The organism is Sphingomonas sp. S2M10 (assembly GCF_012650175.1).
Taxonomy (GTDB): domain Bacteria; phylum Pseudomonadota; class Alphaproteobacteria; order Sphingomonadales; family Sphingomonadaceae; genus Sphingomonas.
On sequence record NZ_JAAILI010000056.1, the window covers coordinates 215654 to 241474 of the forward strand.

Annotated in this window: 29 protein-coding genes; 5 read left to right on the forward strand and 24 right to left on the reverse strand. The window is 67.6% G+C overall.

The annotated features are described in order from the left end of the window. Window positions 1–137: 137 nt before the first annotated feature. From sppA to S2M10_RS14630, 3 genes are all read left to right on the forward strand, one after another. A complete protein-coding gene (sppA, locus tag S2M10_RS14620) occupies window positions 138–2039 on the forward strand; it encodes a signal peptide peptidase SppA (RefSeq protein WP_168846716.1) in 1902 nt (633 codons plus the stop codon). Further along, window positions 2036–2599, forward strand: coding sequence for a GNAT family N-acetyltransferase (locus S2M10_RS14625; RefSeq protein ID WP_168846717.1), 564 nt, complete (start codon window positions 2036–2038; stop codon window positions 2597–2599). The genes sppA and S2M10_RS14625 overlap by 4 nt, the downstream gene beginning before the upstream one ends. A 90-nt stretch (window positions 2600–2689) precedes the next feature. Then, complete coding sequence (locus S2M10_RS14630) at window positions 2690–3088, forward strand: hypothetical protein (RefSeq protein ID WP_168846718.1); 399 nt, start codon at window positions 2690–2692, stop codon at window positions 3086–3088. A 31-nt stretch (window positions 3089–3119) separates the two neighbouring features. Here the strand turns inward: S2M10_RS14630 and fabI are convergent, their stop codons facing one another. The 6 genes from fabI to S2M10_RS14660 form a co-directional block, all read right to left on the reverse strand. Then, window positions 3120–3923, reverse strand: coding sequence for an enoyl-ACP reductase FabI (gene fabI / locus S2M10_RS14635; protein WP_168846719.1), 804 nt, complete (start codon window positions 3921–3923; stop codon window positions 3120–3122). After that, complete coding sequence (locus S2M10_RS14640) at window positions 3920–4888, reverse strand: YihY/virulence factor BrkB family protein (protein WP_168846720.1); 969 nt, start codon at window positions 4886–4888, stop codon at window positions 3920–3922. Before S2M10_RS14640 ends, fabI begins: the two co-directional genes overlap by 4 nt. 5 nt (window positions 4889–4893) lie before the next feature. Next, window positions 4894–5841 carry a J domain-containing protein gene (locus S2M10_RS14645; protein ID WP_168846721.1) on the reverse strand — a complete coding sequence of 316 codons (948 nt, stop codon included), beginning with the start codon at window positions 5839–5841 and terminating at the stop codon, window positions 4894–4896. A 100-nt stretch (window positions 5842–5941) separates the two neighbouring features. Next, the gene (locus tag S2M10_RS14650) at window positions 5942–7321 is read right to left on the reverse strand and encodes a UdgX family uracil-DNA binding protein (RefSeq protein WP_168846722.1); all 1380 of its coding nucleotides are present in this window, start codon (window positions 7319–7321) and stop codon (window positions 5942–5944) included. Between the two features lie 3 nt (window positions 7322–7324). Then, window positions 7325–7810, reverse strand: a complete 486-nt coding sequence (locus S2M10_RS14655; RefSeq protein ID WP_168846723.1) for a hemerythrin domain-containing protein — start codon at window positions 7808–7810, stop codon at window positions 7325–7327. Window positions 7811–7890: 80 nt separating this feature from the next. Next, a complete protein-coding gene (locus S2M10_RS14660) occupies window positions 7891–9138 on the reverse strand; it encodes a putative DNA modification/repair radical SAM protein (RefSeq protein ID WP_168846724.1) in 1248 nt (415 codons plus the stop codon). An 89-nt stretch (window positions 9139–9227) separates the two neighbouring features. On the opposite strand from S2M10_RS14660, the gene S2M10_RS14665 reads away from it, so the two are divergent. Continuing rightward, entirely contained in the window at window positions 9228–10433 is a 1206-nt protein-coding gene (locus tag S2M10_RS14665) for a hypothetical protein (protein ID WP_168846725.1), read from the forward strand. Between the two features lie 7 nt (window positions 10434–10440). On the opposite strand, the gene S2M10_RS14670 is transcribed toward S2M10_RS14665, so the two are convergent. From S2M10_RS14670 to S2M10_RS14720, 11 genes are all read right to left on the reverse strand, one after another. Further along, window positions 10441–10851 (reverse strand): hypothetical protein, encoded by a 411-nt coding sequence (locus S2M10_RS14670; protein WP_348770611.1) that lies wholly within the window; start codon window positions 10849–10851, stop codon window positions 10441–10443. A gap of 56 nt (window positions 10852–10907) precedes the next feature. Further along, window positions 10908–11441: a demethoxyubiquinone hydroxylase family protein gene (locus S2M10_RS14675; RefSeq protein ID WP_168846727.1), complete on the reverse strand. Its 534-nt coding sequence runs from the start codon at window positions 11439–11441 to the stop codon at window positions 10908–10910. Next, a complete protein-coding gene (locus S2M10_RS14680) occupies window positions 11438–11932 on the reverse strand; it encodes a disulfide bond formation protein B (RefSeq protein ID WP_168846728.1) in 495 nt (164 codons plus the stop codon). The genes S2M10_RS14675 and S2M10_RS14680 overlap by 4 nt, the downstream gene beginning before the upstream one ends. Further along, window positions 11929–13257 carry a S41 family peptidase gene (locus S2M10_RS14685; RefSeq protein ID WP_168846729.1) on the reverse strand — a complete coding sequence of 443 codons (1329 nt, stop codon included), beginning with the start codon at window positions 13255–13257 and terminating at the stop codon, window positions 11929–11931. Before S2M10_RS14685 ends, S2M10_RS14680 begins: the two co-directional genes overlap by 4 nt. Before the next feature lie 65 nt (window positions 13258–13322). Then, on the reverse strand, window positions 13323–14483 hold the full coding sequence (locus S2M10_RS14690) for a peptidoglycan DD-metalloendopeptidase family protein (RefSeq protein ID WP_168846730.1): 1161 nt from the start codon (window positions 14481–14483) through the stop codon (window positions 13323–13325). After that, window positions 14483–14905, reverse strand: a complete 423-nt coding sequence (locus S2M10_RS14695) for a 23S rRNA (pseudouridine(1915)-N(3))-methyltransferase RlmH (RefSeq protein WP_168846731.1) — start codon at window positions 14903–14905, stop codon at window positions 14483–14485. The genes S2M10_RS14690 and S2M10_RS14695 overlap by 1 nt, the downstream gene beginning before the upstream one ends. A gap of 24 nt (window positions 14906–14929) precedes the next feature. Then, window positions 14930–15283, reverse strand: coding sequence for a ribosome silencing factor (rsfS, locus tag S2M10_RS14700; protein ID WP_064310574.1), 354 nt, complete (start codon window positions 15281–15283; stop codon window positions 14930–14932). Between the two features lie 26 nt (window positions 15284–15309). After that, the gene (locus tag S2M10_RS14705) at window positions 15310–15969 is read right to left on the reverse strand and encodes a nicotinate-nucleotide adenylyltransferase (protein WP_168846732.1); all 660 of its coding nucleotides are present in this window, start codon (window positions 15967–15969) and stop codon (window positions 15310–15312) included. After that, complete coding sequence (locus tag S2M10_RS14710; protein WP_168846733.1) at window positions 15966–16253, reverse strand: type II toxin-antitoxin system RelE/ParE family toxin; 288 nt, start codon at window positions 16251–16253, stop codon at window positions 15966–15968. The genes S2M10_RS14705 and S2M10_RS14710 overlap by 4 nt, the downstream gene beginning before the upstream one ends. Continuing rightward, complete coding sequence (locus tag S2M10_RS14715) at window positions 16241–16504, reverse strand: ribbon-helix-helix protein, CopG family (RefSeq protein ID WP_168846734.1); 264 nt, start codon at window positions 16502–16504, stop codon at window positions 16241–16243. The genes S2M10_RS14710 and S2M10_RS14715 overlap by 13 nt, the downstream gene beginning before the upstream one ends. Window positions 16505–16535: 31 nt before the next feature. Beyond that, entirely contained in the window at window positions 16536–17804 is a 1269-nt protein-coding gene (locus S2M10_RS14720) for a glutamate-5-semialdehyde dehydrogenase (RefSeq protein ID WP_168846735.1), read from the reverse strand. Between the two features lie 48 nt (window positions 17805–17852). Between S2M10_RS14720 and S2M10_RS14725 the strand changes: the two genes are divergently transcribed. Then, window positions 17853–18929: a DUF3667 domain-containing protein gene (locus tag S2M10_RS14725; RefSeq protein WP_168846736.1), complete on the forward strand. Its 1077-nt coding sequence runs from the start codon at window positions 17853–17855 to the stop codon at window positions 18927–18929. 10 nt (window positions 18930–18939) lie between these two features. Here the strand turns inward: S2M10_RS14725 and cyoD are convergent, their stop codons facing one another. From cyoD to pdxH, 7 genes are all read right to left on the reverse strand, one after another. Then, on the reverse strand, window positions 18940–19329 hold the full coding sequence (gene cyoD, locus S2M10_RS14730; RefSeq protein WP_168846737.1) for a cytochrome o ubiquinol oxidase subunit IV: 390 nt from the start codon (window positions 19327–19329) through the stop codon (window positions 18940–18942). After that, window positions 19326–19973, reverse strand: coding sequence for a cytochrome o ubiquinol oxidase subunit III (gene cyoC, locus S2M10_RS14735; protein WP_168846738.1), 648 nt, complete (start codon window positions 19971–19973; stop codon window positions 19326–19328). Before cyoC ends, cyoD begins: the two co-directional genes overlap by 4 nt. Continuing rightward, entirely contained in the window at window positions 19970–21979 is a 2010-nt protein-coding gene (gene cyoB, locus S2M10_RS14740) for a cytochrome o ubiquinol oxidase subunit I (protein WP_168846834.1), read from the reverse strand. The genes cyoC and cyoB overlap by 4 nt, the downstream gene beginning before the upstream one ends. Window positions 21980–21981: 2 nt before the next feature. Then, entirely contained in the window at window positions 21982–22929 is a 948-nt protein-coding gene (gene cyoA, locus S2M10_RS14745) for a ubiquinol oxidase subunit II (protein ID WP_168846739.1), read from the reverse strand. A gap of 66 nt (window positions 22930–22995) precedes the next feature. After that, window positions 22996–24114 (reverse strand): MFS transporter, encoded by a 1119-nt coding sequence (locus S2M10_RS14750; protein WP_247650833.1) that lies wholly within the window; start codon window positions 24112–24114, stop codon window positions 22996–22998. Between the two features lie 136 nt (window positions 24115–24250). Further along, window positions 24251–25168: a cation diffusion facilitator family transporter gene (locus S2M10_RS14755; RefSeq protein WP_168846741.1), complete on the reverse strand. Its 918-nt coding sequence runs from the start codon at window positions 25166–25168 to the stop codon at window positions 24251–24253. Next, window positions 25165–25743: a pyridoxamine 5'-phosphate oxidase gene (gene pdxH, locus S2M10_RS14760; RefSeq protein WP_168846742.1), complete on the reverse strand. Its 579-nt coding sequence runs from the start codon at window positions 25741–25743 to the stop codon at window positions 25165–25167. Before pdxH ends, S2M10_RS14755 begins: the two co-directional genes overlap by 4 nt. Window positions 25744–25821 lie beyond the last annotated feature (78 nt).

Consider the following 25821-nt stretch of genomic DNA (forward strand, 5'->3'; position numbering starts at 1 on the left):
TATGTGAAGCGGTCCAAGCGTCGTCAACGGGGTCGGCGGGAACTTTTTTCGCCGTGTTGGATCGCTAATACGGGTCGTTTACTCCTCCCCGCGCATCCGGTAGCACCGCATGCTGCATACGCTTTGAGGAGCCGTCGGTGAAGCTGGTTCGTACCGCCTGGAAGATACTCGTCGGAATCAAGGACCTGCTCGTCCTGGTTCTGCTCCTCCTGTTCTTCTCCGCGCTGTTCGCGGCGCTGTCGCACCGTCCGACGCCGGCGACGATTCGCGACGGCGCGCTGATCGTGGCGTTCGACGGCGCGCTGGTCGAGCAGCCGAGCGATGCCGATCCCTTCGCCGGCGTGACCGGCGCGCGTGCCGCCGGCCAAGTGAGCGCCCGGGACGTGATCCGCGCGCTGGACGCCGCCAAGGGCGATTCGCGCGTGAAGGCGGTGGTGCTGGATCTCGACAGCTTCCTCGGCGGCTATCCAGCCACGGTGAGCGAAGTCGCCGCCGCGGTCGGTCGCGTCCGCGCCGCCGGCAAGCCGGTGCTCGCCTATGCCACCGCCTATACCGACAGCGGCTACCAGATCGCGGCCAATGCCAGCGAGATCTGGGTCCACCCGATGGGCGGATCGCTGTTCATGGGCCCCGGCGGCCGCCAGCTCTATTACAAGGGGTTGACCGAGAAGCTCGGCATCAACGTCCACGTGTATAAGGTCGGCAAGTTCAAGTCGGCGGTGGAGCCCTATATCCGCGCCGACATGTCGCCCGAGGCGCGCGAGGCGAACACCGCGCTGTACGGCGGCCTGCTCGACCAGTGGCGCGAGGGCATCCAGAAGGCGCGGCCCAAGGCGCGCATCGCCGATTTCCTGATGAAGCCCGACGTGGCGATCACCGCCGCCAAGGGCGACATCGCCAGCGCCAACAAGGCCTATGGGCTGGTCGACCAGCTCGGCGACCGCATCGCCTTCGGCCGCCATGTCGCCCAGATGGTCGGCGCACCCAGCGGCGCGCGCGCGGGCAATTTCAACGGCATCAAGCTGGCGGACTGGCTGCAGGCCAATCCGCTGCCGACCAGCGGCGACGCGATCGGCGTGATCACCATCGCGGGCGAGATCGTAGACGGCAAGGGCGCGGCGGGCAGTGCCGGTGGCGATACCGTCAGCAAGCTGGTACTCGACGGCCTGAAGGACGGCAAGCTCAAGGCCCTCGTCGTCCGCGTCGACTCGCCGGGCGGCTCGGCGATGGCCTCGGAGCAGATGCGCCAGGCGATCCTCCAGGCCAAGGCGCAGAAGCTGCCGGTCGTCGTCTCGATGGGCGGCCTGGCCGCCAGCGGCGGCTATTGGGTGTCGACCGCGGGCGACGTGATCTTCGCCGAGCCGAACACCATCACCGGCTCGATCGGCATCTTCGGCATCATCCCCACCTTCGAGAACAGCCTCGCGAAGATCGGCGTGACCACCGACGGGGTGCAGAGCACGCCGCTCACCGGCCAGCCGAGCATCTATGGCGGCACCAACGCGACGGTGGACACGATCCTGCAATCGGCGATCGAGGCGGGCTATGGCCGCTTCGTCGGGCTCGTCGCAGCCTCGCGCAAGCTGACGCCGCAGCGGGTCGACGAGATCGGCCAGGGTCGGGTGTGGATCGGCGGCATCGCGCGCCAGATCGGCCTGGTCGATCGATTCGGCGGGCTGAACGACGCGATCGCCGAGGCCGCGAAGCGCGCGAAGCTCGATCCGGCCAAGGTGCGACCCGTCTATCTCGCCAAGAAGCCCAATGCCGCCGCGGCCGCGCTGGAAGCGGCGCTGAGCTCGTTCGGCAATGACGACGAGGACGATGGCAACTGGGCGGATGCGCCGGGCGGCGCCGACGCCTATGCGCGCATCGCCGAGGAACGCCGGGCGCTGCTGGCCCAGGCGCTGGGCGACGCCAAGCGCCTGACCGCGAGCGGGTCGGTCCAGGCTCGCTGCCTGGAGTGCATGGCGCTCGGCGTGCCGAGTGCGCAGCCGAGCGATCTCGCGCTGCTCCAGTTCGCGCTGGGTGCGGCGAAATGATCGGGATCCGCGCCGCCACGGCCGAAGACGCCGCCGCGATAGCCGCCATCTATGCGCCCAACGTGCTGACCGGCACCGCGTCGTTCGAGATCGAGCCGCCCGATGCCGCGGCCATGGCGGCGCGCATGACCGCGAGCGAGGGCTATTATCCCTGGCTGGTCGCCACCAATGGCGACGGTATCGACGGCGGCGTGATCGGCTATGCCTATGCCAGCAAGTTCCGCGATCGCCCGGCCTATCGCTATGTCGTCGAATGCTCGATCTACATGGCCGATACCGCGCAGCGCCGCGGCGCCGGGCGGCTGCTCTACGAGGCGCTGGTGGATACGCTCCGCGCCCAAGGCTTCGTCCATGCCTTCGGCATGATCACCTTGCCCAACGACAGTTCAATCGCGCTGCACGAGGCGGTGGGCTTCCGCCGCACCGGCGTGTTCCGTGAGGCCGGGTACAAGCACGGCCAGTGGATCGACGTGGGCATCTGGCAGTGCGAGCTCAACGAGCCTGCGCGCCCGCCGGAGGAGCCGAAGCCGTTTCATGAGCTGGGCGTTGTGCGCGTCTGACAAGGGCTGCCGCGCGGTACCCCCGATCGCACGCCCCTACTGTCCCGCCGGACAGTTGACCGGACGCGGCGACTCGTCGACATCGTTTCGATGGCTGTAACTTCGCCGTACACTGTCGACTTCAAGATCGATGTCGATCGTGACCTTCGCCTGGTCCACGTGACCCTGGCCGGCGTTCCCTCGCCCGAAGATGTGGGGTGGATCGCGGAAGAGCTTGGGGCGGCGGTTCTCAGCCTGGGGGCTGGTGCCGGGCGGCATTGCACGCTCTATGATGCGCGCGGCGTGCACGTCCTGCCGCAGGCGACGGCCGATTTCGTGTTGAAGAATTTCGCCGACACGGAGACGACGCGCGGCGCGCGCCGGCTCGCCTTCGTCGCCTCGACCATGCTGACGCGCCTGCAGATCCGCCGCATCGTCGAGGCGCGGCCCCGCGCGAGGCTGTTCGAGGATGTCGAGCAGGCGCGCCTTTGGTTGCTCGGCGCGGACTGAGCGGGGCGGCACATCACCGCCCCGGCCTGTGTCAGGCCAGCGCGATGTCCGGTGCATCCTCGGCCTTCATGCCGATCACGTTGTAACCGGCGTCGACATGGTGCGTCTCGCCGGTCACGCCTGAGGACAGGTCGGACAGCAGATAAAGGCCTGCGCCGCCGACATCCTCGATCGTCACGTTGCGGCGGAGCGGCGAGTTCAGCTGGTTCCACTTGAGGATATAGTTGAAGTCGCCGATGCCGCGCGCCGCCAGCGTCTGAATCGGTCCCGCCGAAATGGCGTTGACGCGGATGTTCTCCGGGCCGAGGTCCATCGCGAGATATTTGACCGAGGTTTCCAGCGCCGACTTGGCGACGCCCATCACGTTATAGTGCGGCACCACCTTCTCGGCGCCATAATAGCTGAGCGTCAGCAGGCTGCCGCCGTTCGGCATCATCCGCTGTGCGCGCTGCGCCACCGCGGTGAAGCTGTACACCGAGATGTTCATCGTCATCAGGAAGTTGTCGAGCGTGGTGTCGTAATAATGGCCGCGCAGCTGATTCTTGTCCGAAAAGCCGATCGCGTGGACGACGAAGTCGATCGTCGGCCAGCGCGCTGCCAGCGTCTCGAACGTGGTGTCCAGCGCTGCCATGTCGGCAACGTCGCAATCGATCAGGAAATCGGATCCGACCTGCTCGGCCAGCGGCTTCACCCGCTTGAGCAGCGCGTCGCCCTGATAGGAAAAGGCCAGTTCCGCACCCTGGGCGTGCAGTGCCTTGGCGATACCCCATGCCAGCGACTTGTCGTTGGCGAGGCCCATGATGAGCCCGCGCTTCCCTTGCATCAATCCGGTCACGTCTTCTGAATCTCCTGTCCTTGCTCCCCCTCTAGACCGGCTTCGGGCACTTCCGCCAGAGCGGCGTTGAGTTCGGCCCCCAAGACAACGCCGAGGCCCACCAGGAAGAAGAAGATCAGCGAGACCATCACGCCCGCGAGGCTGCCATAGGTGGCGCCGTAACCGCCCAGCGTCGAGAGTACCCAGGGCAGCCCGCCGGTCACGCTCAGCCACCAAAGGGTGGTGCACAGCGCGCCCGGCCATTTGGGGTAGCGGCGCGAGCGATAACGCGAGGGGGTGAGCGCGAAGAACAGCACATAGAGCGCGCCGAACAGCGCGAAGCCGGGCACCGCCTTGCTGGCCGAGGCGAAGCGCTGCGCCTCGGTCGCCCAAGGCAGGATTCGGTAGAGGAACTGCTCCACCCCGGTGAGGATCACCTGGAAGGCGAACGCCAGCATCACCATCAGCACCGCCGCCACGATCATCCCGATCGCACCCAGCCGGTAGCGCCAGAAGGGCTTGTCGGAGGAGACCCCGTAGGCCTGGCGGACGATGCCGCGGATCGTCTCGATGAAACCCGCCGTGGTCCACAGCCCGACCAGCGCGCCGAACCACAGCAGGCCGCCGGTGCTGCGGGTGTGCAGCACCTCGATCACCGGATCGCGCAGCAGCTTGGCGACGTCCGGCGGCACGGTCTGGAGAAATGCCTCGAGCGCGTGAACGCCGGTGCCGGTGCGGCCGACCAGGCTCGCCAGCGCAGTCGCGACGATGAAGAAAGGGAACAGCGTTACCAGCGACAGATAGGCAAGATTGCCGGCATAGGTGAAGCCGTCGTTGAACGTGCCGATCGCGACGCGCTTGGCGATCTCCAGCATCCGCTCGGTCACGCCCAGCTCGGCGAGCCGACGCGGAACCTTCCCGCCGACTCCCAGCCGCCGACCTTCGGGAGACTGGGGCGAGATCGAGGCGTGCGTCGGATCGTCCACTGGCGTCAGACGCCCATGCGTCCCCGCGGGTTCCCCTTGGTCTTCCAGCCTTGCGCAAATTCGATCAGCGCGTCGTCGTCGACCGGCAGATCGACCATCAGCGTGACGAACAGGTCGCCGCGCGCCCCACCCCGCTTGTGGAATCCGCGGTTCTTCAGGCGCAGCACCTTGCCCGAACTGGAACCCTTCGGCACCGTCAGCATCACCGGGCCATCGGGCGTCGGCACGCGGACCTGCGCGCCCAGCACTGCCTCGGCCAACGTGATCGGCAGGTCCAGCTTGATGTCGTCGCCGTCGCGCACATAGAAACGGTGCGGCTGGATCTCGATCGTGACGATCGCGTCGCCGGCGCCGCCCGGGCCTTCCTCGCCCTTGCCGGCCAGGCGCATCTGGGTGCCTTCCTCGACGCCGGCAGGCAGCTTGAGGTCGATCGTCTTGCCGTCCTTGAGCGTGATGCGCTGCGGCGCAAGCCTGGCCGCATCCTCGAACGAGACCGCGAGGCGATAGGCGATGTTGGCGCCCTTGGGCTGGGGACGCCGACCGAAGCCGCCGAAGCCGCCGCTGAAGCCGCCACCGCCGCCGCGCTTGCCGCCGCCGAACAGCCCTTCGAAGATGTCGCCGATATCGGCCTCGCCGCCGCCCCCGAAATCGAACTGGCCACCACCAGGGCGGAAACCGCCGGCACCGCCGGCAGTGCCGGCCCCTGCGCCGAAGCCGAAGGGCGCAATCGGATTGCCGTCGCCGTCGATCTCGCCGCGGTCGAAGCGCGCGCGCTTGTCCTTGTCGGTCAGCAGGTCATAGGCTTGCGTGACCTGGCTGAACTTTTCCGATGCCTTGGGATTGTCCTTGTTGCGATCGGGGTGCAGCTCCTTGGCGAGCTTGCGATAGGCCTTCTTGATCTCGTCCTCGCTCGCGCTGCGCGCCACCCCGAGCGTTACGTATGGATCTGCCACCAAAATCCCCAATGCGTCCAATGCCGATCGCCCGTCCCTTACAGGACGGGGGTTAAAGCCCAAACATCGGCGTGCGGATCGTTTCGCGCAAGGGGCGCGATCAGGGAAGCAGGGCCCAGGCGCCGCGCAGATCGGCGACGAAGTCCCTGTACGCCTGCGCTGCCGCATCGGCATCTGGCAAGCGAAGCAGGTAGCTGGGGTGCACCGTCACCCAACCCGTACCGCCCTCGGGCAGCGCGAGCTGCTGGCCGCGCAGCCTGGAGATGGTCGCCGCCTTGCCGGTGATCTGGCGGGCGGCGGTGGCGCCGAGCGCCACGACCAGCTTGGGGCGGACCAGCGCGAGTTCCTGCTCGTACCACCAGCGGCAGGCGGTGATCTCGCCGGCATCGGGCTTGGCGTGGATGCGCCGCTTGCCGCGCGGCTCGAACTTGAAGTGCTTGACCGCGTTGGTGACGTAGACGCGGGCGCGATCGATCCCCGCCTCGTCCAGCGCCTTGTTGAGCATCTGGCCGGCGGGCCCCACAAAGGCGCGGCCGGCGAGATCCTCCTGGTCGCCCGGCTGCTCGCCGACCAGCATCATGTCGGCATCGAGCGGCCCCTCGCCGAACACCGTCTGGGTGGCGGGCCTGTAGAGCGGGCAGCGGGTGCACGCCGCCGCCTCGTCGCGGAGCGCCTCCCAGGCACCCTCGACATTACCGCCGACCGCGCTGCGCGACGTTTCCACCATTGCCGTCTCCCGCGCCCGCGCACCCGCCACGAGCTCCTTGACCAACGCGGTTTCGGGCATGTTTTTCCAGTATTTGCGCGGCATTTCCTTCAGCATCGCGCCGGTCTTGAGGCGGGCGGGATTGAAGATGGAGGCATAATAGGTTTTCCACACCGCCTCGACCGGATCATCGGCGGGGGCATCGCCGCGGGCGGCGGCAGGGCCTTCGGAGAGCGTGGTGCCGTCCCAATGCAGCGAAACGTCGGGCGTGAGGATCGACCAGCGCATGCTGGCGAACCGCTCGACGAAGAAACGGGCATTGGCGCGGACGATGTGATGCTCGGGTTCGAACCACGCGACGAAGCGCGAGCCGCCCTCGTCGACCAGCTCGCGGAAGCGGACAAAGGCGCGCATCTTGTGGATGTCGCGGCGCACCGCCTTGGCCATCAGCTCCAGTCGGCGCACCAGTGGATCGGCGCGGTCTTCGATCCGGTGCGGATCGGTCGCGAGCAGGGTGTAGAGCAGCGAGAAGCGCTGCGGGTCCGAATGAAGGACGACGGCCTGCGCCAGCTCGACAAATGCCTTCGGCACACGCAGCTGCGCGCCGCCGGCGGGTGGCGGTGGCGGATCGGCAACGGCGCCGAACAGATCGCCGCCGCCGTCACCTACGCGCCAGACCACCTCGGGCGGCGCGACATGCGCCTGGGCCAGCGCCCGCGCCGCATCGCGCCAGCCCTCGAAATCATCCTCGGCGGCAAGCGTTACGGCGCGCAACGCTTACTCGCGCTCGTCGCCCGGCGGATGGGCCTCGGCGCGCTCCAGTTCCTTGGGCTTGCGCGCCTCGAAGATCTTGCCGAGCCGCTCTTCCTCCTCCGACGAGAGTTGCTTCTCGGCGGTCGGGAACATCTCTTCCTCCTCCTCGTCGATATGGTGGAGGTAGCGATCCTTCATCGCGCGGAACTTGGAGAGCCAGGACGACGAGGACATCTCGATGTCCATCAGCTCGCCGAGCAGGTCGTCGACTTCCTTGTGCTCGGACACCGAATGCCGCGCATCCTCGCGCAGCTCCGGATTGGCGAGCATCGTCGCGTAGAGCGATTCCTCTTCCGCCGCGGCGTGCGACTGGAGTTCGAGGCGAAGCTGCTCGAACAGGTCGCGGCGCTCGGGGCTGTCGCCCGACGTGGCGTCGATCTTGGCGATCAGGTCGCGCTGGCGGTCGTGATCGGCGATGAGGTCGGCGAAGATACGGGGCTGGTCGGCCATATGGGGTACTCCCTGGTTTCCCAGCCCCAACCGGCGGGCCTTCCCTAGGTTGCTCCCGCGAGTCGTTCGCAAGCCTTGGCTCACGCGGCAAACAGCTCCAGCTGTTCCTTCTTGGGCGCCACCCAGGCCCGCAGATCGGCCTTGTCCGTCAGCATCACCGGGCGCCAATCGGCGGTGACGATGAACGGACGGATCTTGGCCAGCGAGACGGTGAGCCGCGCGACATCCTCCAGCCGCAGCCGCCGCCACTTGCGCGCGGCGAGAATCGAGGCGACCGCCTTGGTGCCGAGCCCCGGCACGCGCAGCAGCATCTCGCGCGGGGCACGGTTGAGATCGACGGGAAAGCGGTCCCGAAATCGCAGTGCCCAAGCAAGCTTGGGATCCATGTCGAGCGGCAGCATGCCGGTGGCGGGATCGACTGCCTGCGCGACCTCGTCGGGCCGGAATTCGTAGAAGCGCATCAGCCAGTCCGACTGGTACAGGCGGTGTTCGCGCATCAGCGGCGGACGCTGGAGCGGCAGCACCGCGCTGGCATCGGGGATCGGACTGAACGCCGAATAATAGACGCGGCGCAGGCCGAAGCGGCCATAGAGGCCGGCCGCGCGATCGATGATGTCGCCATCGGTCGCGGCATCGGCGCCGACGATCATCTGGGTCGACTGGCCGGCGGGTGCGAATTTTGGCGCCGAGCGATAGCGCTTCCGCGCGTCCGCCCCGTCCAGTATCGCGCTGCGCATGCCGAGCATCGCGCCCTCGATCTGCGGCGCGGACTTCTCGGGCGCGAGCCGCTTGAGCCCGGCCACCGTCGGCAGTTCGACATTGATCGACAGGCGATCGGCATGAAGCCCGGCCTGGTGGATCAGCGCCGGATCGGCATCGGGAATCGTCTTGAGGTGGATATAGCCGCGGAAGTGATGGTCTTCGCGCAAGGACCGCGCCACCTCGACCATCTGCTCCATCGTATAGTCGGACGAGCGGATGATGCCCGAGGAGAGGAACAGCCCCTCGATATAATTGCGGCGATAGAAGTTGAGCGTGAGCTCGACTACCTCGGCCGGCGTGAACCGCGCGCGGCGAACGTTCGAGCTCTTGCGGTTGATGCAATAATGGCAGTCGAAAATACAGCTGTTGGTCAGCAGGATCTTGAGCAGGCTGATGCAGCGCCCGTCCGGCGCATAGGCGTGGCAGATACCCATGCCGGTGGTGGAGCCCAGCCCCTTGCCGTCCTTCGAGGTGCGCTTCGCCGTCCCCGACGACGCGCAGGAAGCGTCATATTTCGCGGCATCGGCGAGGATCGCCAGCTTTGCACGGGTATCGAGTTGCGCCATTTCCGTTCTTTCTATGTTCTCAACCGCTTGTTGTCCAGATGGACGCTGGGCCATCCGCCCTGTACGAGCGGCCAGCGGAGGGAATTAGAATGGTTCGGCGGATCGACGGGCGCGTGGTGGCGCTGGCAATCGGCATGGCATGCACCTGCCTGCTCGGCTGGGCCTTCAAGGCGCATTGCATGGCCGATGGCTGGGTCGCCGCGATCCAATACACCACCGGCTGCTACAGCGATGCGGTGCCTTTCTGGGGGATGCGGCACGTCGATCAGGGGCTGATTCCCTATCTTGAGACACCGATGGAGTATCCGGTGCTCACCGGGCTGCAGATCTGGATCGAAGGTGCGCTGGCGCGGGGGCTGTTCGGTACCGATGCGTCCGCTGCGACCTTCCTGGGCGCCGTCACACTGGTCAACGCGCTGCTCGCCGGGCTGATCCTGTGGATGTGCGCGCGGGCTGGCATGGACCGGCAGCGGCTGTGGCTATGGGCGCTGGCGCCGCCGCTGGTCCTGTATCTCGGCCATAACTGGGATCTCGGGGCGACCGCGCTGGCGGTGGCGGCGATGCTCGCGGCGCACCGCCAGCGGCTGGTGCTTGCGGCGGCGCTGGCGGCGCTGGGGGCAGCCGCGAAGCTGTTCCCGGTGCTGCTGCTGCCGCTGATCGGCCTCACCGCGCTGTTCGCGCCGGACCAGGCCTGGCCGACGCGGTTTCGCACGGCCGCGGCGTGCACGCTGGTCGCGATCGGCACATGGACGGCGGTGAACCTGCCGGTGGCGCTTGCCGCACCGGAAAACTGGTCCGAATTCTATCGCTTCTCGCAGCAGCGCGCGGGCACCGCAGGGTCGACCTGGGAAATCCTGTCGAACCAGAACCTGTGGGTAACCGGAATCGCCGAACGCAACTTCTACGCGTCGCTTGCCTTCCTGCTGGGCGCTGCCGCCATTACGGGACTGGGCTGGAAACGGCATCGCGCGCGGCTGTGGGTGCTGTTCACGCCGATCCTCGCGTGGTTCCTGCTCACCAACAAGGTCTGGTCGCCCCAGTTCGACCTGTGGCTCTATCCGCTGCTGGTAATGACCAGCCCCCGCCTACGGCCGCTGGCCCTGTTCGCGATCGGCGACGTGGCCGCCTATTTTGCCGAATTCTGGTGGTTCGCCGGCATGTCCAATGCCTGGCCTTATGCCACCACGCACGACATCCTGCTGGCGGCAAGCGTGCGCGGCGTGGCGATGCTGTGGCTGATCGCCGATGCCGTTCGCCTGCCGGCGCCCGGGTGGATCACCCGGGCGCGCGGCTGAGCCACGATCAGGGGAGCGGCAGGTCGGTCTCGGCCTTCTTCTGCGCCCGGCGCTCGGCACGTGCCGCCGTCGCGCGCTGCACGAAGCAGCCGGTACCGCCGCCCGCGCCCACTGCGGTGCAGCTGCCGGTACCGAAATTGCCGGTGGTCAGCGAATCCTGCGAGCGGACCGCCCAGGCCTCGCCCTTCTGCGGCGTGGTCGGCGTGGTCTCGCGGATGTTCTTCGGGATCCGGAAGCGCTCGCCCTCGTCCAGCCGCTGGCAGACGACGATTTCCTCGCCGTTCTTGTTGGTCGGGCACTTGTCGTTGCCGTAGATGATCAGCACGCCGTTCTGCACGGCATTCTGCGCCTGCGCCGGAGCGGCGGCGAGCAGCGGCGCCGCGGCGGCCGCGGTGATGATGGCGATCCTCTTGAGCACCTGCGTTTCTCCTGTTGTGCGCGCCATCCTGCCGGGGCGCGCCTGAATAGCCGCTGTCAGATCCGCTTCGACACGCCGATCGCAAACCGGCATCCGGCGCGGATCAGCGCCGAGAGTACCGGATAGCCAGGCGTGCTTTCCGCGCCCGAGGCGATCGCGGTATCCCGATGCTCGATCTCCTCATCGCGGAATCGCGCGACGGCGTCGCGCAGTTCCGGATCCTCGTCGCCCAATTGCGCGAGCTGCTGCTGATAATGGAGATCGATCTCGGTTTCGACCGCCGCGGTGCATGCCATGGCCGCCTGCGGCCCCAGTGCGGCCGTGACCACGCCTAGGCCGAACCCTGCCACGTCCCAGAAGGGCTGAAGCAATGTCGGCCGCACGCCGCGCTTCGCGATCAGCGCGTCAAAAAAGGCGCGGTGATGCTCTTCCTGGCCGGCCATCCCGGCGATCAGCCGCGCGGTCGGCGAGCGATCGCCCATCACCGCCAGCTGGCCCGCATAGATGCGCGTCGCGCCATATTCGCCCGCCTGGTCCACCCGGACCATCGCGTCATGGGACTCGCGCCGATCGCCCGGCTTCCAACTCATCGTACCGACTTCCGCGTTGCGAGCAGCGCGATCAGCACCGCGCCGCCCAGGGAGACGATCGCGTTATAGCCTGCCAGGCTGATTCCGAACATCGTCCATTGGGGCACGTCGCAGCGGACGATCGGGCGGCGCAGCGCCTCGGTGAGCATGTCCATCGCCGAGCCGTGCGTAGGCGCGGCGGTGCAGGCGGTGATTCCCTGCCACCACTGATATTCGGTGCCGGCATGATAGACGCCGATCACCCCGCTCAGCGCGATCAGCAGCGCGGCGAGCAGTACCAGCGCCGCGACTTGGCGCCGCCCGCGCGCGAAGAAGGCAAGCGCCGCGACGACGATCGCCGCGAGGTGCGGCCAGCGCTGCCACACGCACATCTCGCACGGCACCAGGCCGCCGATGAATTGCGATCCCAGCGCGCCGCCAAGCAGGGTGAGCGGGAGCAGCAGCGCGATCCAGCGCGCCAGCACCGGCACGTTGCGCGGCATGCGGCTCATTTGCCCGTGCTCGCGGTTGCGGTCTTGCCCAGCCGCGCGATGGTCTGCACCGCATAGTTCAGCTGGAAGTCCTCGACGCCCTTCTTCTTCAACTCGTCCGCGGTAGCAGTGAAGCGGGGATCGGTGGCGGTATCTTCCTCGAGCACGCTGTCGTCCACCTTCTCCTGGTTGATCAGGTGGCGGCGCAGATCGGCTTCGCGCAGCACCGGCCGCGACTTGTAATCGGGGTCGGAGAGCTGCGGCACGACGATGTCGGGCTTGATGCCGCCTTCCTGCACCGAATGGCCCGATGGCGTGAAATAGCGCGCGGTGGTGAGCCGCAGCGCGGCGCGCTGGCCCATCGGCATGATCGTCTGCACCGATCCCTTGCCGAAGCTGCGCACGCCCATCACGACCGCGCGGTGATGGTCCTGCAGCGCGCCGGCGACGATCTCCGAGGCAGAAGCGGTGCCGGAGTCGGTCAGCACGATCACCGGCAGACCCTTGGCGAGATCGCCCGGGAACACGCTTTCGGCATAATAGCGCTCGATATCGGTCTTCTCGCGGCCGCGCTGGGAGACGATCTCGCCATGCGTCAGGAACACGTCGGCGACCGCGATCGCCTCGGTCAGCAGGCCGCCGCCATTCTCGCGCAAATCGACGATATAGCCGAGCGGCTTGTGGCCCAGCTTCTTCTCGATCGCCTGGATTGCGAGCGCGGTGTCGCCGCCGGTATGCGCGGTGAAGGTGTTGATGTTGACGATGCCGACGCCGTCCTTGATCTCCCACTTCACCGGCTTCTGGGTGATGATCTCGCGGATGAGCGTGAACTGCAGCGGCTTGTCGGCGCCGGGGCGCACGATGGTCAGCGCGATCTTGGTGCCCGGCTTGCCGCGCATCTGGGTGATCGCCTCGTCCAGGCTGCCGCCGACGATGAACTTGCCGTCCAGATGCGTGATGAAGTCGCCCGACTTGATCCCGGCCTTGGCGGCGGGGCCATCCTCTGTCGGCGCGATCACCTTCACCGCGCCGTCCTGCTGGGTGACGGTAAGGCCCAGCCCGCCGTAATTGCCCTCGGTCTGGATCTTCAGATTGTCGAAATCGAGCCCGTCGGCATAGCTGCTGTGCGGATCCAGCGCCGCCAGCATGCCCTCGATCGCGCCCTTCACCAGCGTCTTGTCGTCAACCTTGTCGACGTAATTGGCCTTCACGGTGTTGTACACTTCCATGAAGGTATCGAGCTCGCGATAGCTGCTGGTATCGACCCCCGCCATGGCACCGGATGTGATGGGAATGATCGCGAGTGCGCCAACGGCGGCGGAAACCTGAAGAAACGAACGCAGCATCAAGAGACTTTCCGGAAGGGCGACCTTATCAATGTAGGCGAGGATAACGGGATTTGCACGCTGTGTCAGTCGAGCAATTGGGTCAGGTCCAGCGGCTGGCCCCGGCGGCGCAGTTCGACCGTGACACGCGGGCCGGCAGTCCCGAGCCGCTCCCCTCGGGCAACGCGCGAGCCGGGCCGCACCGCCAGCATGGCGAGGCCGGAGAGAAGGCTGGTCCAGCCCTTGCCATGGTCTACGATCACCACCTGCCCATAGCCGGCGAACGGCGCTGCATAGACGATGGCGCCGGCCGCGGGCGCAAGAACGGCGGTGCCCTGCTGCACGGCGAATGCTGGACCGCGCGCGCGGACGCCGGCGGGGGAAATTTCGCCGAAGCCGGTGACCAGCCGGCCGGTGACGGGGAGACGATAGGGGCTCGGGCCGCTCGCCCGTTCGGCGCGCGCGCCCGGGCGCGGCAGCGGACCAGCGAGGCCCAGCAGATCCGATCGGACCTGCGCCGCGCTTTCGCGCCGCGCCTGATCGGCAACAAGGTCGCGCGCTTTCTCGCCCAGCACCAGCGCACGATCCGATTCCACCAATGCCTCCCGGCCGAGCGTCATCGCCCGCAGCCGATGCTCGGATTCGAGCTGGAGCGCCGCCAGACGCCGTGATTCGAGCGCCAAGCGGTGCTGCTTCAGCTCGGCCACGGCCCGCGCGGTGGCGATGCGCAGCGCGCGCGACCGGACGAGGTCGGCGCGCACCTCGGCACTGCGCGCTTCGAGCGCAGGCAACAGGCTCGCGAGCGTCGCACGGACATGGACCAGATCCTGCGCCGAGCCCGGCTGGGCGAGCGCCAGCACCGCCGGTCGCCGCGCCATCGCCTGCAGTGCCGCGACCAGCTCGAGGGCCGGCCGCTGCCGCTCGGCGAAGGCGGTGCGCTGGCGTGCGAGCAACCGGTCGAGCAGCGCCACCCGTGCCTCGGCTGCTGCCTGCTCGGCCTCCGCTGCCTTGATGCGCTGTGCCGCCGCCGCCTGTTCGGCGCGGGCCCGGGCTTCGCCGTCACGCTCCAAGGCCGCGGCCTTGTCGAGTTCGGCCGCACGCGCCTCCGCGGCTTTTGCGGCTTGGCCCGCTTCGGTGGCGGTGCGGGCAATCTGCTGGGCCGCATCGGGCTCGGGCTTTGCGCGCACCCCGGTCATGGCGATCGCGACCAGCGCCACAGCAATGCCAAGGCTGCGGGGCGGACTCATCAGCCTTCGCGGTGATAGGGATGGTTGGCGAGGATCGAGACCGCGCGCCACAGCTGCTCGGCCAGCATCGCGCGGGCCATCATGTGCGGCCAGGTCGCCTTGCCGAAGCTGAGCAGCATGTCGGCCTCGGCACGCGCGGCATCGTCGAACCCGTCTGCCGCGCCGATCAGAAAGCGCGTTTCGCGCACCCCGTCGTCGCGCCAGGTGCCGAGCCGACTCGCCAGCGTCTTCGACGGCAGGTTTTCGCCGAGTTCGTCGAGCATCACCACGCGGGTGCCCGGCGCCAGCACCGGCATCTTGCCGCCGGTATCGGGCAGTTCGGTGACGCGCGTGCCCCAGGTCACTCGCTTCAGATAGCGGTCGACCAGTTCGGCCTCGGGGCTGCGTCCGATCCGGCCGCGCGCGACGATGTGCAGCAGCATTGCGCGCGGGCCTTCGGGATCAGATCAGGCCTGGCCCTCGAACGACCACATCCGCTCGAGATTGTAGAAGCTGCGCACTTCCGGGCGGAACAGGTGGACGATCACGTCGCCCGCGTCGATCAGCACCCAGTCGGCGGCCGGCAAGCCTTCGACGCGGGGCGTGCGGCCCTGCTCGGCCTTGAGCTTGTCGGCCAGCTTCATCGCCATCGAGGCGACCTGTCGGGTCGAGCGGCCCGATGCGATCACCATATAGTCGGCGATGCTGCTCTTGCCGGCGAGCGGGATCGAGACGGTTTCCACCGCCTGATCGTCCTCCAGCGAGGTGAGCACGAGCCTATGCAGCGCTTCGACGCTGTCGGCGTCGTTCGAACGCTGCATATTGGGGGAAGTGGCCAAGGTTGCTCCTAGTCTAGCGACTGTCTGTGCAATGTGAGTGGAGACGGCGTCGGCCCTTCCTTTTCCATGTTCGGAGAAGTGCCGAGGAATCGCCGGTGCCAGGCGGGATCGGCAGCCCGAAGGCTTGTTGCCGACGTCGGATCGGGGCGGAAGCGCAACAGCACAAGTGCCGGCAATCTCCATCGCGTCCAATGTTTCGCCTGGCCTGCGGGCCGCACAGCGCGCCGCAGCCAACCCATTGCAGGACTTGCATGGGCGCCCCTGTCATACCCTGGACGCGCGATCACCGCAATCGGAACCTGACGGGCGATGTGCCGCCACCGTTCCCAGCGGTGGAACTGCGCGAGATTGTCCGCGCCCATCAGCCAGATGAAGCGGTGATTCGGGTAGAGCCGGGGCAGTTTGGTGAGCGTGTCGGCGGTATAGCGGGTCTTCATCCGCTTCTCGATCGCAGTCGGCCGGATCGGCGCATGCCGTGCCATCGCCCGCGCCGAGGCCATCCGCGCCTGGAAGGGCGCCATGCCGGCCTTGTCCTTCAACGGGTTGCCGGGCGAGACCATCCACCACACTTCGTCGAGATCGAGCGCGCGCAGGGCATGCAGCGACAGCCGCCGATGCCCGCGATGCGCCGGATTGAACGAGCCCCCGAGAAGTCCGATGCGTTTCAAGGGGTGACGAGCCAATCTTCCCGTTCGTGGCGAATGCGAACGATCTCCACATCCTGTTCGCCGAGCTGATAGACGAGCAGATAGGGCGTGTCATAGATTTTCAGGACGCGGAACCCATCGCCAACTGGGCGCCCGGCATGCGGGAAACGCGTCAGGAGATCGGCACGCGCGCGCAGTGACACCAGTCGACGCTGGGCGACGTCCGGAGATCGATTTTCACGAAGCCAGCCATTGATCGTCCGCAGATCCTGACGCGCAGGCGCCGACCAGATCAGCCCTGGCATCGCTGCCGGTGCTGCTCGATCATCGCATCGAGTTCTGCCATTACTTCGGCATGTGGGACCACGTCGCCGCGTTCGATCGCGTCGAGACCTTCCTGGATGAAGGCACGGTAATCCGCCTCCGATTCCGCGACGCGCTGGATCGCCTCGGCGGCGAACTCGGCGGCGCTACGGCCCTGCCAGGCGGCGAGTTCTTCCACCATCGCCAGCGTCTCGGCGGAGAGTTCTGCGGTGATGCGCGCCGGCTTGTTCATGCGATCAATCTACGCTCCGCCCCACCGGCCTTCAAGGCCGCGCCTGGCCCGTGCCGAGCACCAGCCATTTATAAGTGGTGAGGCCTTCCAGCGCCACCGGTCCCCGCGCATGCAGGCGGCCGGTGGAGATGCCGATCTCCGCGCCCAGCCCGAACTCGCCGCCATCGGCGAACTGGGTCGAGGCGTTCCACATCACGATCGCGCTGTCGACGCCGTTCAGGAAGCGCGCGGCCGCATCGGCATCCTCGGTAATGATCGCGTCGGTATGGTGCGAGCTGTGCGCAGCGATGTGCGCCATTGCACCTTCCACCCCGTCGACCAGCTTCACCGAGAGGATCGCCTCGAGATATTCGGTATCCCAGTCTTCGTCGCTCGCGGGCTGCACGCGCACGTCGAGCGCCTGCACCTCGGCATCGCCGCGCAGTTCACAGCCCGCTTCGGCCAGCGCGGCCAGGATCGGCCTGGGATCGGCGAAACCGCGATCGATCAGCAGCGTCTCGGTTGCGCCGCAAATGCCGGTGCGGCGCATCTTGGCGTTGACCACCAGCGCCTGCGCCATCGCCGGATCAGCGGCGCGGTCGACATAGCTATGGTTGATCCCGTCGAGATGGGCGAGCACCGGCACGCGCGCCTCCGCCTGCACCCGCGCGACCAGGCTCTTGCCGCCGCGCGGCACGACCATGTCGATCAGCCCCTCGGCCGTGAGCATGGCGCCCACTGCTGTGCGATCGGTCACCGGCACCAGCTGGATCGCATCGGCGGGCAGGCCCGCCTGGACCAGCCCTTGGACCAGCGCGGCATGGATCGCGCAGTTGCTGCGGATCGCTTCCGATCCGCCGCGCAGGATCGCCGCGTTGCCAGACATCAGGCACAGCGCGCCGGCGTCGGCGGTGACGTTGGGGCGGCTCTCGTAGATGATGCCGATCACCCCGATCGGCACGCGCACGCGCTTGAGCACCAGCCCGTTGGGGCGGGTCCGCTCGTCGAGCACGCTGCCGACCGGATCCTCCAGCCCGGCGACGGCCTCGACGCCGGCCGCCATGCCCTCGATCCGTTTGGCATCGAGCAGCAGCCGGTCGAGCATCGCATCGGACAGGCCATTCGCCTTGCCGGCGGCCATGTCCTCGGCATTGGCGGCGAGGATCGCGTCCTGCGACGCGCGGATCGCTGCGGCGGCGGACCGCAAGCCCTCCGCCTTGGCCGGGCTTGGCAGCGCCGCCAGCACCGTGGCGGCGGCACGGGCGCGGCGGCCCATGTCGGCGATCAGCATCTGGGTGTCGGGCGTGTCGATATCGGCCATGCCGCAGATGCTAGCATGGGCGTCGCGAAGCTGATAGCCTCGGGCGCCATGGGGGAAATCGACGCAGCCGGCGAACTGGTGATGGGGGGCATGCTCGGCCGTGCGGTGGAGCCGCATGCCGGGGAGAGCCATGGGCATGGTGGCCACGGGCACGGCACGATCTGCCTGAATTGCGGAACCGCGCTGATCGGCCCGCATTGCCACGAATGCGGGCAATCGGGCCATGTCCACCGATCGCTGGGGGCGATCGGGCACGAGCTGCTCCACGGCGTCGCGCATTTCGAGGGCAAGATGTGGCGCACGCTGCCGCTGCTCGCCTGGGGGCCGGGCGACCTGACCCGCCGCTACATCGCCGGCGAGCGCGCGCGATTCGTCTCGCCGATGGCGATGTTCCTGTTCTCGATCTTCACGATGTTCGCAATCTTCCAGATCCTCGGCATCTCGACGCCGACCGATCTGGACAGTGCACTGACGAAGCCGGCGGCTGCGGTCCAGCTATCAATCAAGAAGCAGACGGAGAGCCGCGACAAGGACGTGGCCAGGCTTGCCAGGCTAGCGGCGGACGATCCGGATCGTGCCGAATTGCAACGCGATATTGCCGATGCCAATAGCGAGCTCGCCCGCCTCAACGCCGCCGCCGCGAATCTTTCCCATGGCGTCGACAAGGACGAGGGGTTCACCGCCCACACCGGCTGGCACATGCTCGATCACGGCATCGAGAAGTGGCAGAAGAACCCGGCGCTGATGCTCTACAAGCTGCAATCGAGCATCTACAAATTCTCGTGGCTGCTGATCCCGCTGTCGCTGCCCTTCGTGTGGCTGCTGTTCTTCTGGAAACGGCAGTACAAGCTCTACGATCACGCGGTGTTCGTCACCTATTCGATCGCGGCGATGTCGCTGCTGTTCATCGCCATCACGCTGGCGAGCGCGGTGCGGGTGCCCGGCGAGGTTCTCGGCACGCTGGCCTTCGTGGTGCCGCCGGTGCACCTGTGCCGGCAGCTGAAACAGGCGTATCAGCTGCGCTGGCGCTCGGCGATCCTGCGCACGATCGTGCTGTTGTGGTTCATCGCCATCATCGCCACGCTGTTCCTGCTGATCCTCGCGCTGCTCGGCATCATGGGCTGATCGGGCAGCATCACGGGAAACCATGCATCTGCCGGCCCATCGGCATCATGTTGTGGTCGAGATGGCCCAGGATCCATACCGATCCGCCGATCAGCAACAGCACGACCAGCGTCCCGAAGGCGAGCGCCAGCACGTTGTTGGTGTTGTCCGGCCCGGTGGTGACGTGGAGGAAGAAGACGAGGTGGACGCCCATCTGCGCGATGGCGAGCACCACCAGCGCCATCGGCACCGCCGGCCGCCAGACGAGCGGCAGGTTGACCACCGCGAACGCCGCGGCAGTGAGCAGCGCGGCGAGGCCCAGCCCCACCATATAACCGCTGGTGCCGCCGGCGAATTCCTCGCCTTCCGCCGCTTCGTCGCCCGGCGCGGTATCGCCGCGATCGGTTTCGCGCTCGCTCATGGCGCCACTCCCATCAGATAGACCATGGTGAAGATGCCGACCCAGACGATGTCGAGCGCGTGCCAGAACAGGTTGAAGCACATCAGGCGGCGCTGGATCTGCGGCCGGAAGCCCTTCACCCAGAGCTGCGCCATCATCGTGCCGAGCCAGAGCAGCCCCACCGCGATATGCAGCCCGTGCAGCCCGACCAGCCCGTAAAAGGCGGAGAGGAACGCGCTGCGCTGCGGCCCGGCGCCCTCGCCGATCATCTCGGCGAACTCGGTCACCTCCAGGCCGAGGAACACCGCGCCGAGCAGCCCTGTGGCGAGCAGCCAGAGCTGCGCGGACACCAACTTCCGCTTCTCCGCCGCGACACCGGCGAGCCCGCAGGTGAAGCTGGAGAGAAGCAGCGCGGCGGTTTCCAGCGCAACGCGCTCCTGGCCGAACAGCTCGTGCGGGGAAGGCCCGCCGGCGGTCTGCTTGGCGAGCACCGCATAGGCGGCGAAGAAGCCCGAGAAGAGGATGATGTCGCTGAGCAGGTAGATCCAGAAGCCATAGCCCACGGTGGTGCGCTTGCTCGCGGGGCCGCCCTCGCCGCGGCCGGTATTCTGGTCCCCGCCACCGTCGCGACCGATGCGATAGGGATCCTGCGCCTGGGCAGTCATGCCGGCTGCTCCCGGTTTGCCTCGAGCCATTTCCGGCGGGCCGCGCGGCGGGCGCGGTCGATCCGCGCGACCTCTTCGGCCGGGATTTCCTTCTCCTCTTCGTCGCGCCAGGCGAAGACCACGAAGGTGGCATAGGCGCCGACAAAGCCGAGCGCCGCCAGCCACCAGATCATCCAGATCATCGCGAAGCCGATCAGCGTGGCGAAGAAGGCGGTGACGACGCCGGTGGCGCTGTTGCGGGGCATCTCGATCGCTTCGTACTTCGGCTCGTCGGCGAGGCCCTGGCTTTCGATCGCCTGGCGCTTGATCGTCCAATAGGGCTCCTCGCCATGCACCTTGGGGAGCACGGCGAAGTTGAAGGCGGGCGGCGGCGATGTCGTCGCCCATTCGAGCGAGCGGCCGTCCCAGGGATCGCCGGTCTCGTCCCGGAGCGCCTCACGGTTGCGGATGCTGACCACGATCTGCAGGATCTGCGAGGCGACGCCGAGAATCATCACGCCGATCCCCGCCACCGAAACATAGAGCCAGGGCGCCCATTCGGTGAAATCGATATGCTGCAGCCGCCGGGTCATGCCCTCCAGCCCCAGCACATAGAGCGCGCCGAACACGATCAGGAAGCCGGCCAGCGTGAACCAGAACGCCATCTTCCCCCAGAATTCATCGAGCCGGAAGCCGAACGCCTTGGGGAACCAGTAGGTGATGCCGGCGAAGGCGCCGAAGATCACGCCCGAGTTGATGACGTTGTGGAAGTGCGCGACCAGGAACATCGAATTGTGCAGCATGAAGTCGGCCGGCGGCACCGCGAGCAGCACCCCGGTCATGCCGCCGATGATGAAGGTCATCAGGAAGGCCAGCGACCACAGCATCGGCGTGGGGAAGCGCAGGCGGCCGCCATACATGGTGAACAGCCAGTTGTAGATCTTCACGCCGGTGCCGACCGCGATGATGCTCGTCGCGATGCCGAAGGCGGCATTGACGTCCGCCCCCGCCCCCATGGTGAAGAAATGGTGCAGCCACACCGTGAACGACACCACGACGATGAACAGCGTCGCCGCCACCATCGAACGATAGCCGAACAGCGGCTTGGACGAGAAGGTGGAGAAGATTTCCGAGAAGATGCCGAACGCGGGCAGGATGAGGATGTACACCTCCGGATGCCCCCAGGCCCAGATGAGGTTCACGAACATCATCATGTTGCCGCCGGCTTCGTTGGTGAAGAAGTGAAAGCCGAGATAGCGGTCCAGCGTCAGCATCGCGAGCGTGGCGGTGAGGATCGGGAAGGCCGCGACGATCAGCATGTTGGCGCCGAGCGCCGTCCAGCAGAACATCGGCATCCGCAGATAGCCCATGCCCGGCGCGCGCATCTTGAGGATCGTCGTCACGAGGTTGATGCCGGACATCAGCGTGCCGACCCCCGAGATCTGGATCGCCCAGACATAATAGTCGACACCGACGCCCGGAGAGTAGGTCGTCTCGCTCAAGGGCGCATAGGGCAGCCAGCCGGTGCGCGCGAACTCGCCGATGACGAGGCTCATGTTGACGAGCAGCGCGCCCGAGGCGGTGAGCCAGAAGCTGGTCGAGTTGAGCGTCGGGAAGGCGACGTCGCGCACCCCGAGCTGGAGCGGCACGACAAAGTTCATCAGCCCGATCACCACCGGCATCGCGCCGAAGAAGATCATTATCGTGCCGTGGGCGGAGAAGATCTGGTCGTAATGCTCGGGTGGCAGATAGCCCTGAGCATGGCCGATCGCGCTCGCCTGCTGGGTGCGCATCATGATCGCGTCGACAAAGCCGCGCAGCAGCATGACGAGGCCGAGCAGCACATACATCACTCCGATCCGCTTGTGATCGACCGAGGTGATCCATTCCTTCCACAGATAGGGCCAATGCCCCTTCACCGTGATCCAGCCGAGCACGGCAAGCAGCGCCAGCGCGACGCCCCCCGCGGCAATCAAGGGGATAGGCTGGCTGAACGGTATGGCGGACCAGGAAAGCTTACCGAGCATCGTCACTCCGCCGTTCCGGGGGAAACTTCAGGCTGGCCGCCACGACCCTGTTCGGGGCCAGGGGCCGGGGGCAAATGCTGCGCCACCACCATGTCGAAAAGCCCAGGCTGCACCGCGCCCCAATGCTTGGGCGGCGCGTGCTGGCTCTGGCGGGCGAGCACGCGATAGGCGCGGGCGTCCAGCAGCCCCCCGGCGGCCTTCACGCCTGCCACCCAGCGGGTGAAGTCCGCCATCGGCACCGCCTGCAGCCGGAAGTGCATGTCCGAGAAGCCGTCGCCGCTATAATGCGCGCTCTGGCCGTAATAGCTGCCGGGCCGGTCGGCCTGCAGGTGCAGCGTCGTCGCCATACCGTTCATCGTGTAGATCTGGCTGCCCAGTCGCGGCACGAAGAAGCTGTTCATCACGCTCGCCGAGGTGAGCCGGAACCGGATCGGGACGCCCGCCGGCACCACCGCTCCGTTCAGCGAGGCGATGCCCTGCGCGGGATAGACGAACAGCCATTTCCAATCGAGCGACACCACCTGCACCTCGAGCGGCGGCGTCCTGGATGCGATCGGCTTGGCGGGATCGAGCTGGTGGCTGCCGATCCAGATCAGCCCGCTGAGGAACAGGATGGTCAGCAGCGGGATCGACCAGACGATCAGCTCGATCCGCCCCGAATAGACGAATCCCGGCCGGTATTTCGCCTTGGCGTTGCCGGCGCGGAACCACCAGGCGAAGGCGAGGATGGCGACCATGGTCGGCACCACGATCGCCAGCATGATCGCCAGCGAGTCGAGCAGGATCGTGCGGTTGTTCGCGCCGATCGGCCCGCCCGGGCGCAGGATGCTCGCGCCGCTGCACCCGCCGAGCAGCAGCAGCAGCGGGAGCAGACGCGCACCGCGAGTCCCCAGCGTCGTGCCCGGGCAAAGTGGCGCAGGCGCGGTGGTGCCCAGGTCGGGTTCTTCCATGGAACAGCGCGCCTCCTGCGCCGCCAACGACGCGGGCGCGCCGCCGTTCCCGCGAAATCGACCCGATTACCGCTTTCGCCAATTCGCCAGCTGCAGCAGCGCCGCGACCAGCGACAGACCGCCGCCGAGGAGTGCCACGCCGGTCCAGCCGCCCATTTCCCAGGCGAGCGTCGCGGTGGCGGATCCGGCCGAAGCGCCGAGGAACATCGCGCCCATCAGCACGGTGTTGAGCCGCGCCCGGGCCTCCGGCCGTAGCGCGAAGATGATGTGCTGGTTGGAGACGAGCGCGCTCTGCACCGCGAAATCGAGCACGACGACGCCGATCACCAGCGCGGCCATGCTGGCCCACAGCCCGAACAACAGCCAGCTCGCCACCGCCAGCAGCGCACCGAGCAGCACGACGCGGTGCGGCCCGCTTCTGTCCGCGATTCGACCGGCCAGCGGGGCGCCGAGAATGCCGGCCGCACCCACCACGCCGAACAGCCCCGCCACGTCCGCGCCGAGGCGGAAGCGCGGCGTCTCCAGGTACAGCGCGAGGATCGTCCAGAAGGCGGTGAATCCGGCGAACAGCAGCGCCTGGGTGATCGCCGCCAGCCGCAACGCCGGGAATTCGCGCCAGAGTTGCGCGAGCGAGCCGAGCAGCGCACCATAGCCGAGCGTCGCCTCGGGCGCGCTGCGCGGCAGCCGCCACGCCATCACCGCCGCGGTGCCGAGCGCCAGCGGCACGCCCAGCCAGAACATCTCGCGCCACCCGAGATGCGTGCCCACGAAGCCCGACAGCGTGCGGCTGAGCAGGATGCCGCAGAGCAGCCCGGCCATTACCGTGCCCACCGTCTGCCCGCGCCGCGCCGGATCGGCGAGGTGCGCGGCGAAGGGCACGATCTGCTGCGCGACGCTCGCCGCCGCCCCCACCAGCAGCGAGGCGCCGATCAGCATCCAGGCATTGGGCGCCAGCGCCGCGGCGACAAGCGCCGCCGCCAGCACCAGGAACTGGAGCACGATCAGCCGCTTGCGCTCGTGCAGGTCCCCGAGCGGCACGAGCAGGAACAGCCCCGCGGCATAGCCCAGCTGGGTTGCGGTCGGCACCAGCCCGGCGGGCTGGCCGGGCAGGTCGCGCTCGATGATGCCCAGCATCGGCTGGTTGTAATAGATGTTGGCGACCGCGATGCCCGCCGCTGCCGCCATGGCGAAGGTCAGGCCGCGGCCAAGCCGGACGGTGGGTTGGGGTGCGTGCAAAGCGTCGACTCCTCGGGCGTTCGGGCGCCCAGATGGGGAACGCACCGTATGGCCGTTACTGTCCGATGGTTTGGGGGCCGATGCTTTAGGGCCCGCTTTCGTCGAGCAGGTTGGTCTCGGCCATGGCGTTGTCGGGCTCGTCGACATGGCCGTCCGGATCGACATGGATCAGGATCTCGGTATCCGGAAACGCCTGGCCCAGCGCGCCTTCCAGCCGCTCGACCACGTCATGCGCCTCGGCGATGGTCATGCAGGAGCGCATGCTGACATGGAACTGGACGAAGTCGCGGTTGCCGCTGGTGCGGGTGCGCAGATCGTGCAGGCTTTTTAGCTCGGGATGCTCCGCCGCGATCTCGACGAAGCGACGGCGCTTCTCCTCGGGCCATTCGCGGTCCATCAGCTGGTCGATCGCGGCCACCGAGGCGCGCCACGCCCCCCAGAGCAGCCAGAGCGCGATCGCGATGCCGAACACCGGGTCCGCCCCGGCAATCCCGGCATAGCTTTCCAGCACCAGCGCGCCGATCACCGCGGCGTTCAGGAACAGGTCCGAGCTGTAATGGATGCTGTCGGTGGTGATCGCGAGCGAGCCGGTCTGCCGGACCACCCAGCGCTGATATTGGGTGAGCGCGAGCGTCACCAGAATCGCGATCACCGATACCGCGATGCCCGCTTCGGGATCGGCGCTGACCTGGTTCTCGAGCAGCCGCTGGACGGCGCGCAGCAGGATGGCGAAGCCGGAAATGGCGATGATCACCACCTGGAACAACGCCGCCAGCGCCTCGGCCTTGCCATGGCCGAAGCGATGTTCGTCGTCGGCCGGCTGGGAGGCCCAGTGGACCCCGCCCAGCGTCACCAGCGAGGCGACGAGATCGAGCCCCGAATCGGCGAGGCTGGCGAGCACCGCCACCGACCCCGTCTCCACCGCCGCATAGGATTTGAGCGCGCCCAGGAAGAGCGCGCTGCACACGCTGGCGATCGCCGCACGGCGGGCGAGATTGCTCACGGGTAAAGCATGCCTTCTTGCCAGCCGTCGCCCGCCCGGGTGAAGATGCGGCGCTCGTGCAGGCGATGCTCGCGGTCGAGCCAGAATTCGATCCGCTCGGGCGTCACGCGATAGCCGCCCCAATGGGGCGGGCGCGGCACCGGCTGGCCCTCGAACCGCGCCTGCACCTCGGCGAAGCGTGCTTCGAAGGTCCCGCGGCTGTCGAGCGGGCGCGACTGGTCCGAGGCCCAGGCGCCGAGCTGCGAATCGCGGCCGCGGCTGGCGAAATAAGCATCCGATTCCGCGTCGCTGGCGAAGGCAACCGGCCCTTCGATGCGGATCTGGCGGCGCAGCGACTTCCAGTGGAAGAGCAACGCGACATGGGGGTTGGCGGCGAGATCGCCGGCCTTGCGGCTCTCGCGATTGGTGTAGAAGACGAAGCCGCGTTCGTCATAGCCTTTGAGCAGCACCATCCGCACCGAGGGGTGCCCCTGCGCGTCCGCGGTCGCCAACGCCACCGCATTGGAATCGTTGATCTCGGTGGTACGCGCCTCGGAGTACCAGTCGTGGAATAGCGCGAAGGGATCGGTGCTCATGGGGTCTGCCTCTACAGCCTAAACGCCGCCGTTGCGATGGGCGGAACAGGACGGACTTTGGGGAATTGAATCGGGCCT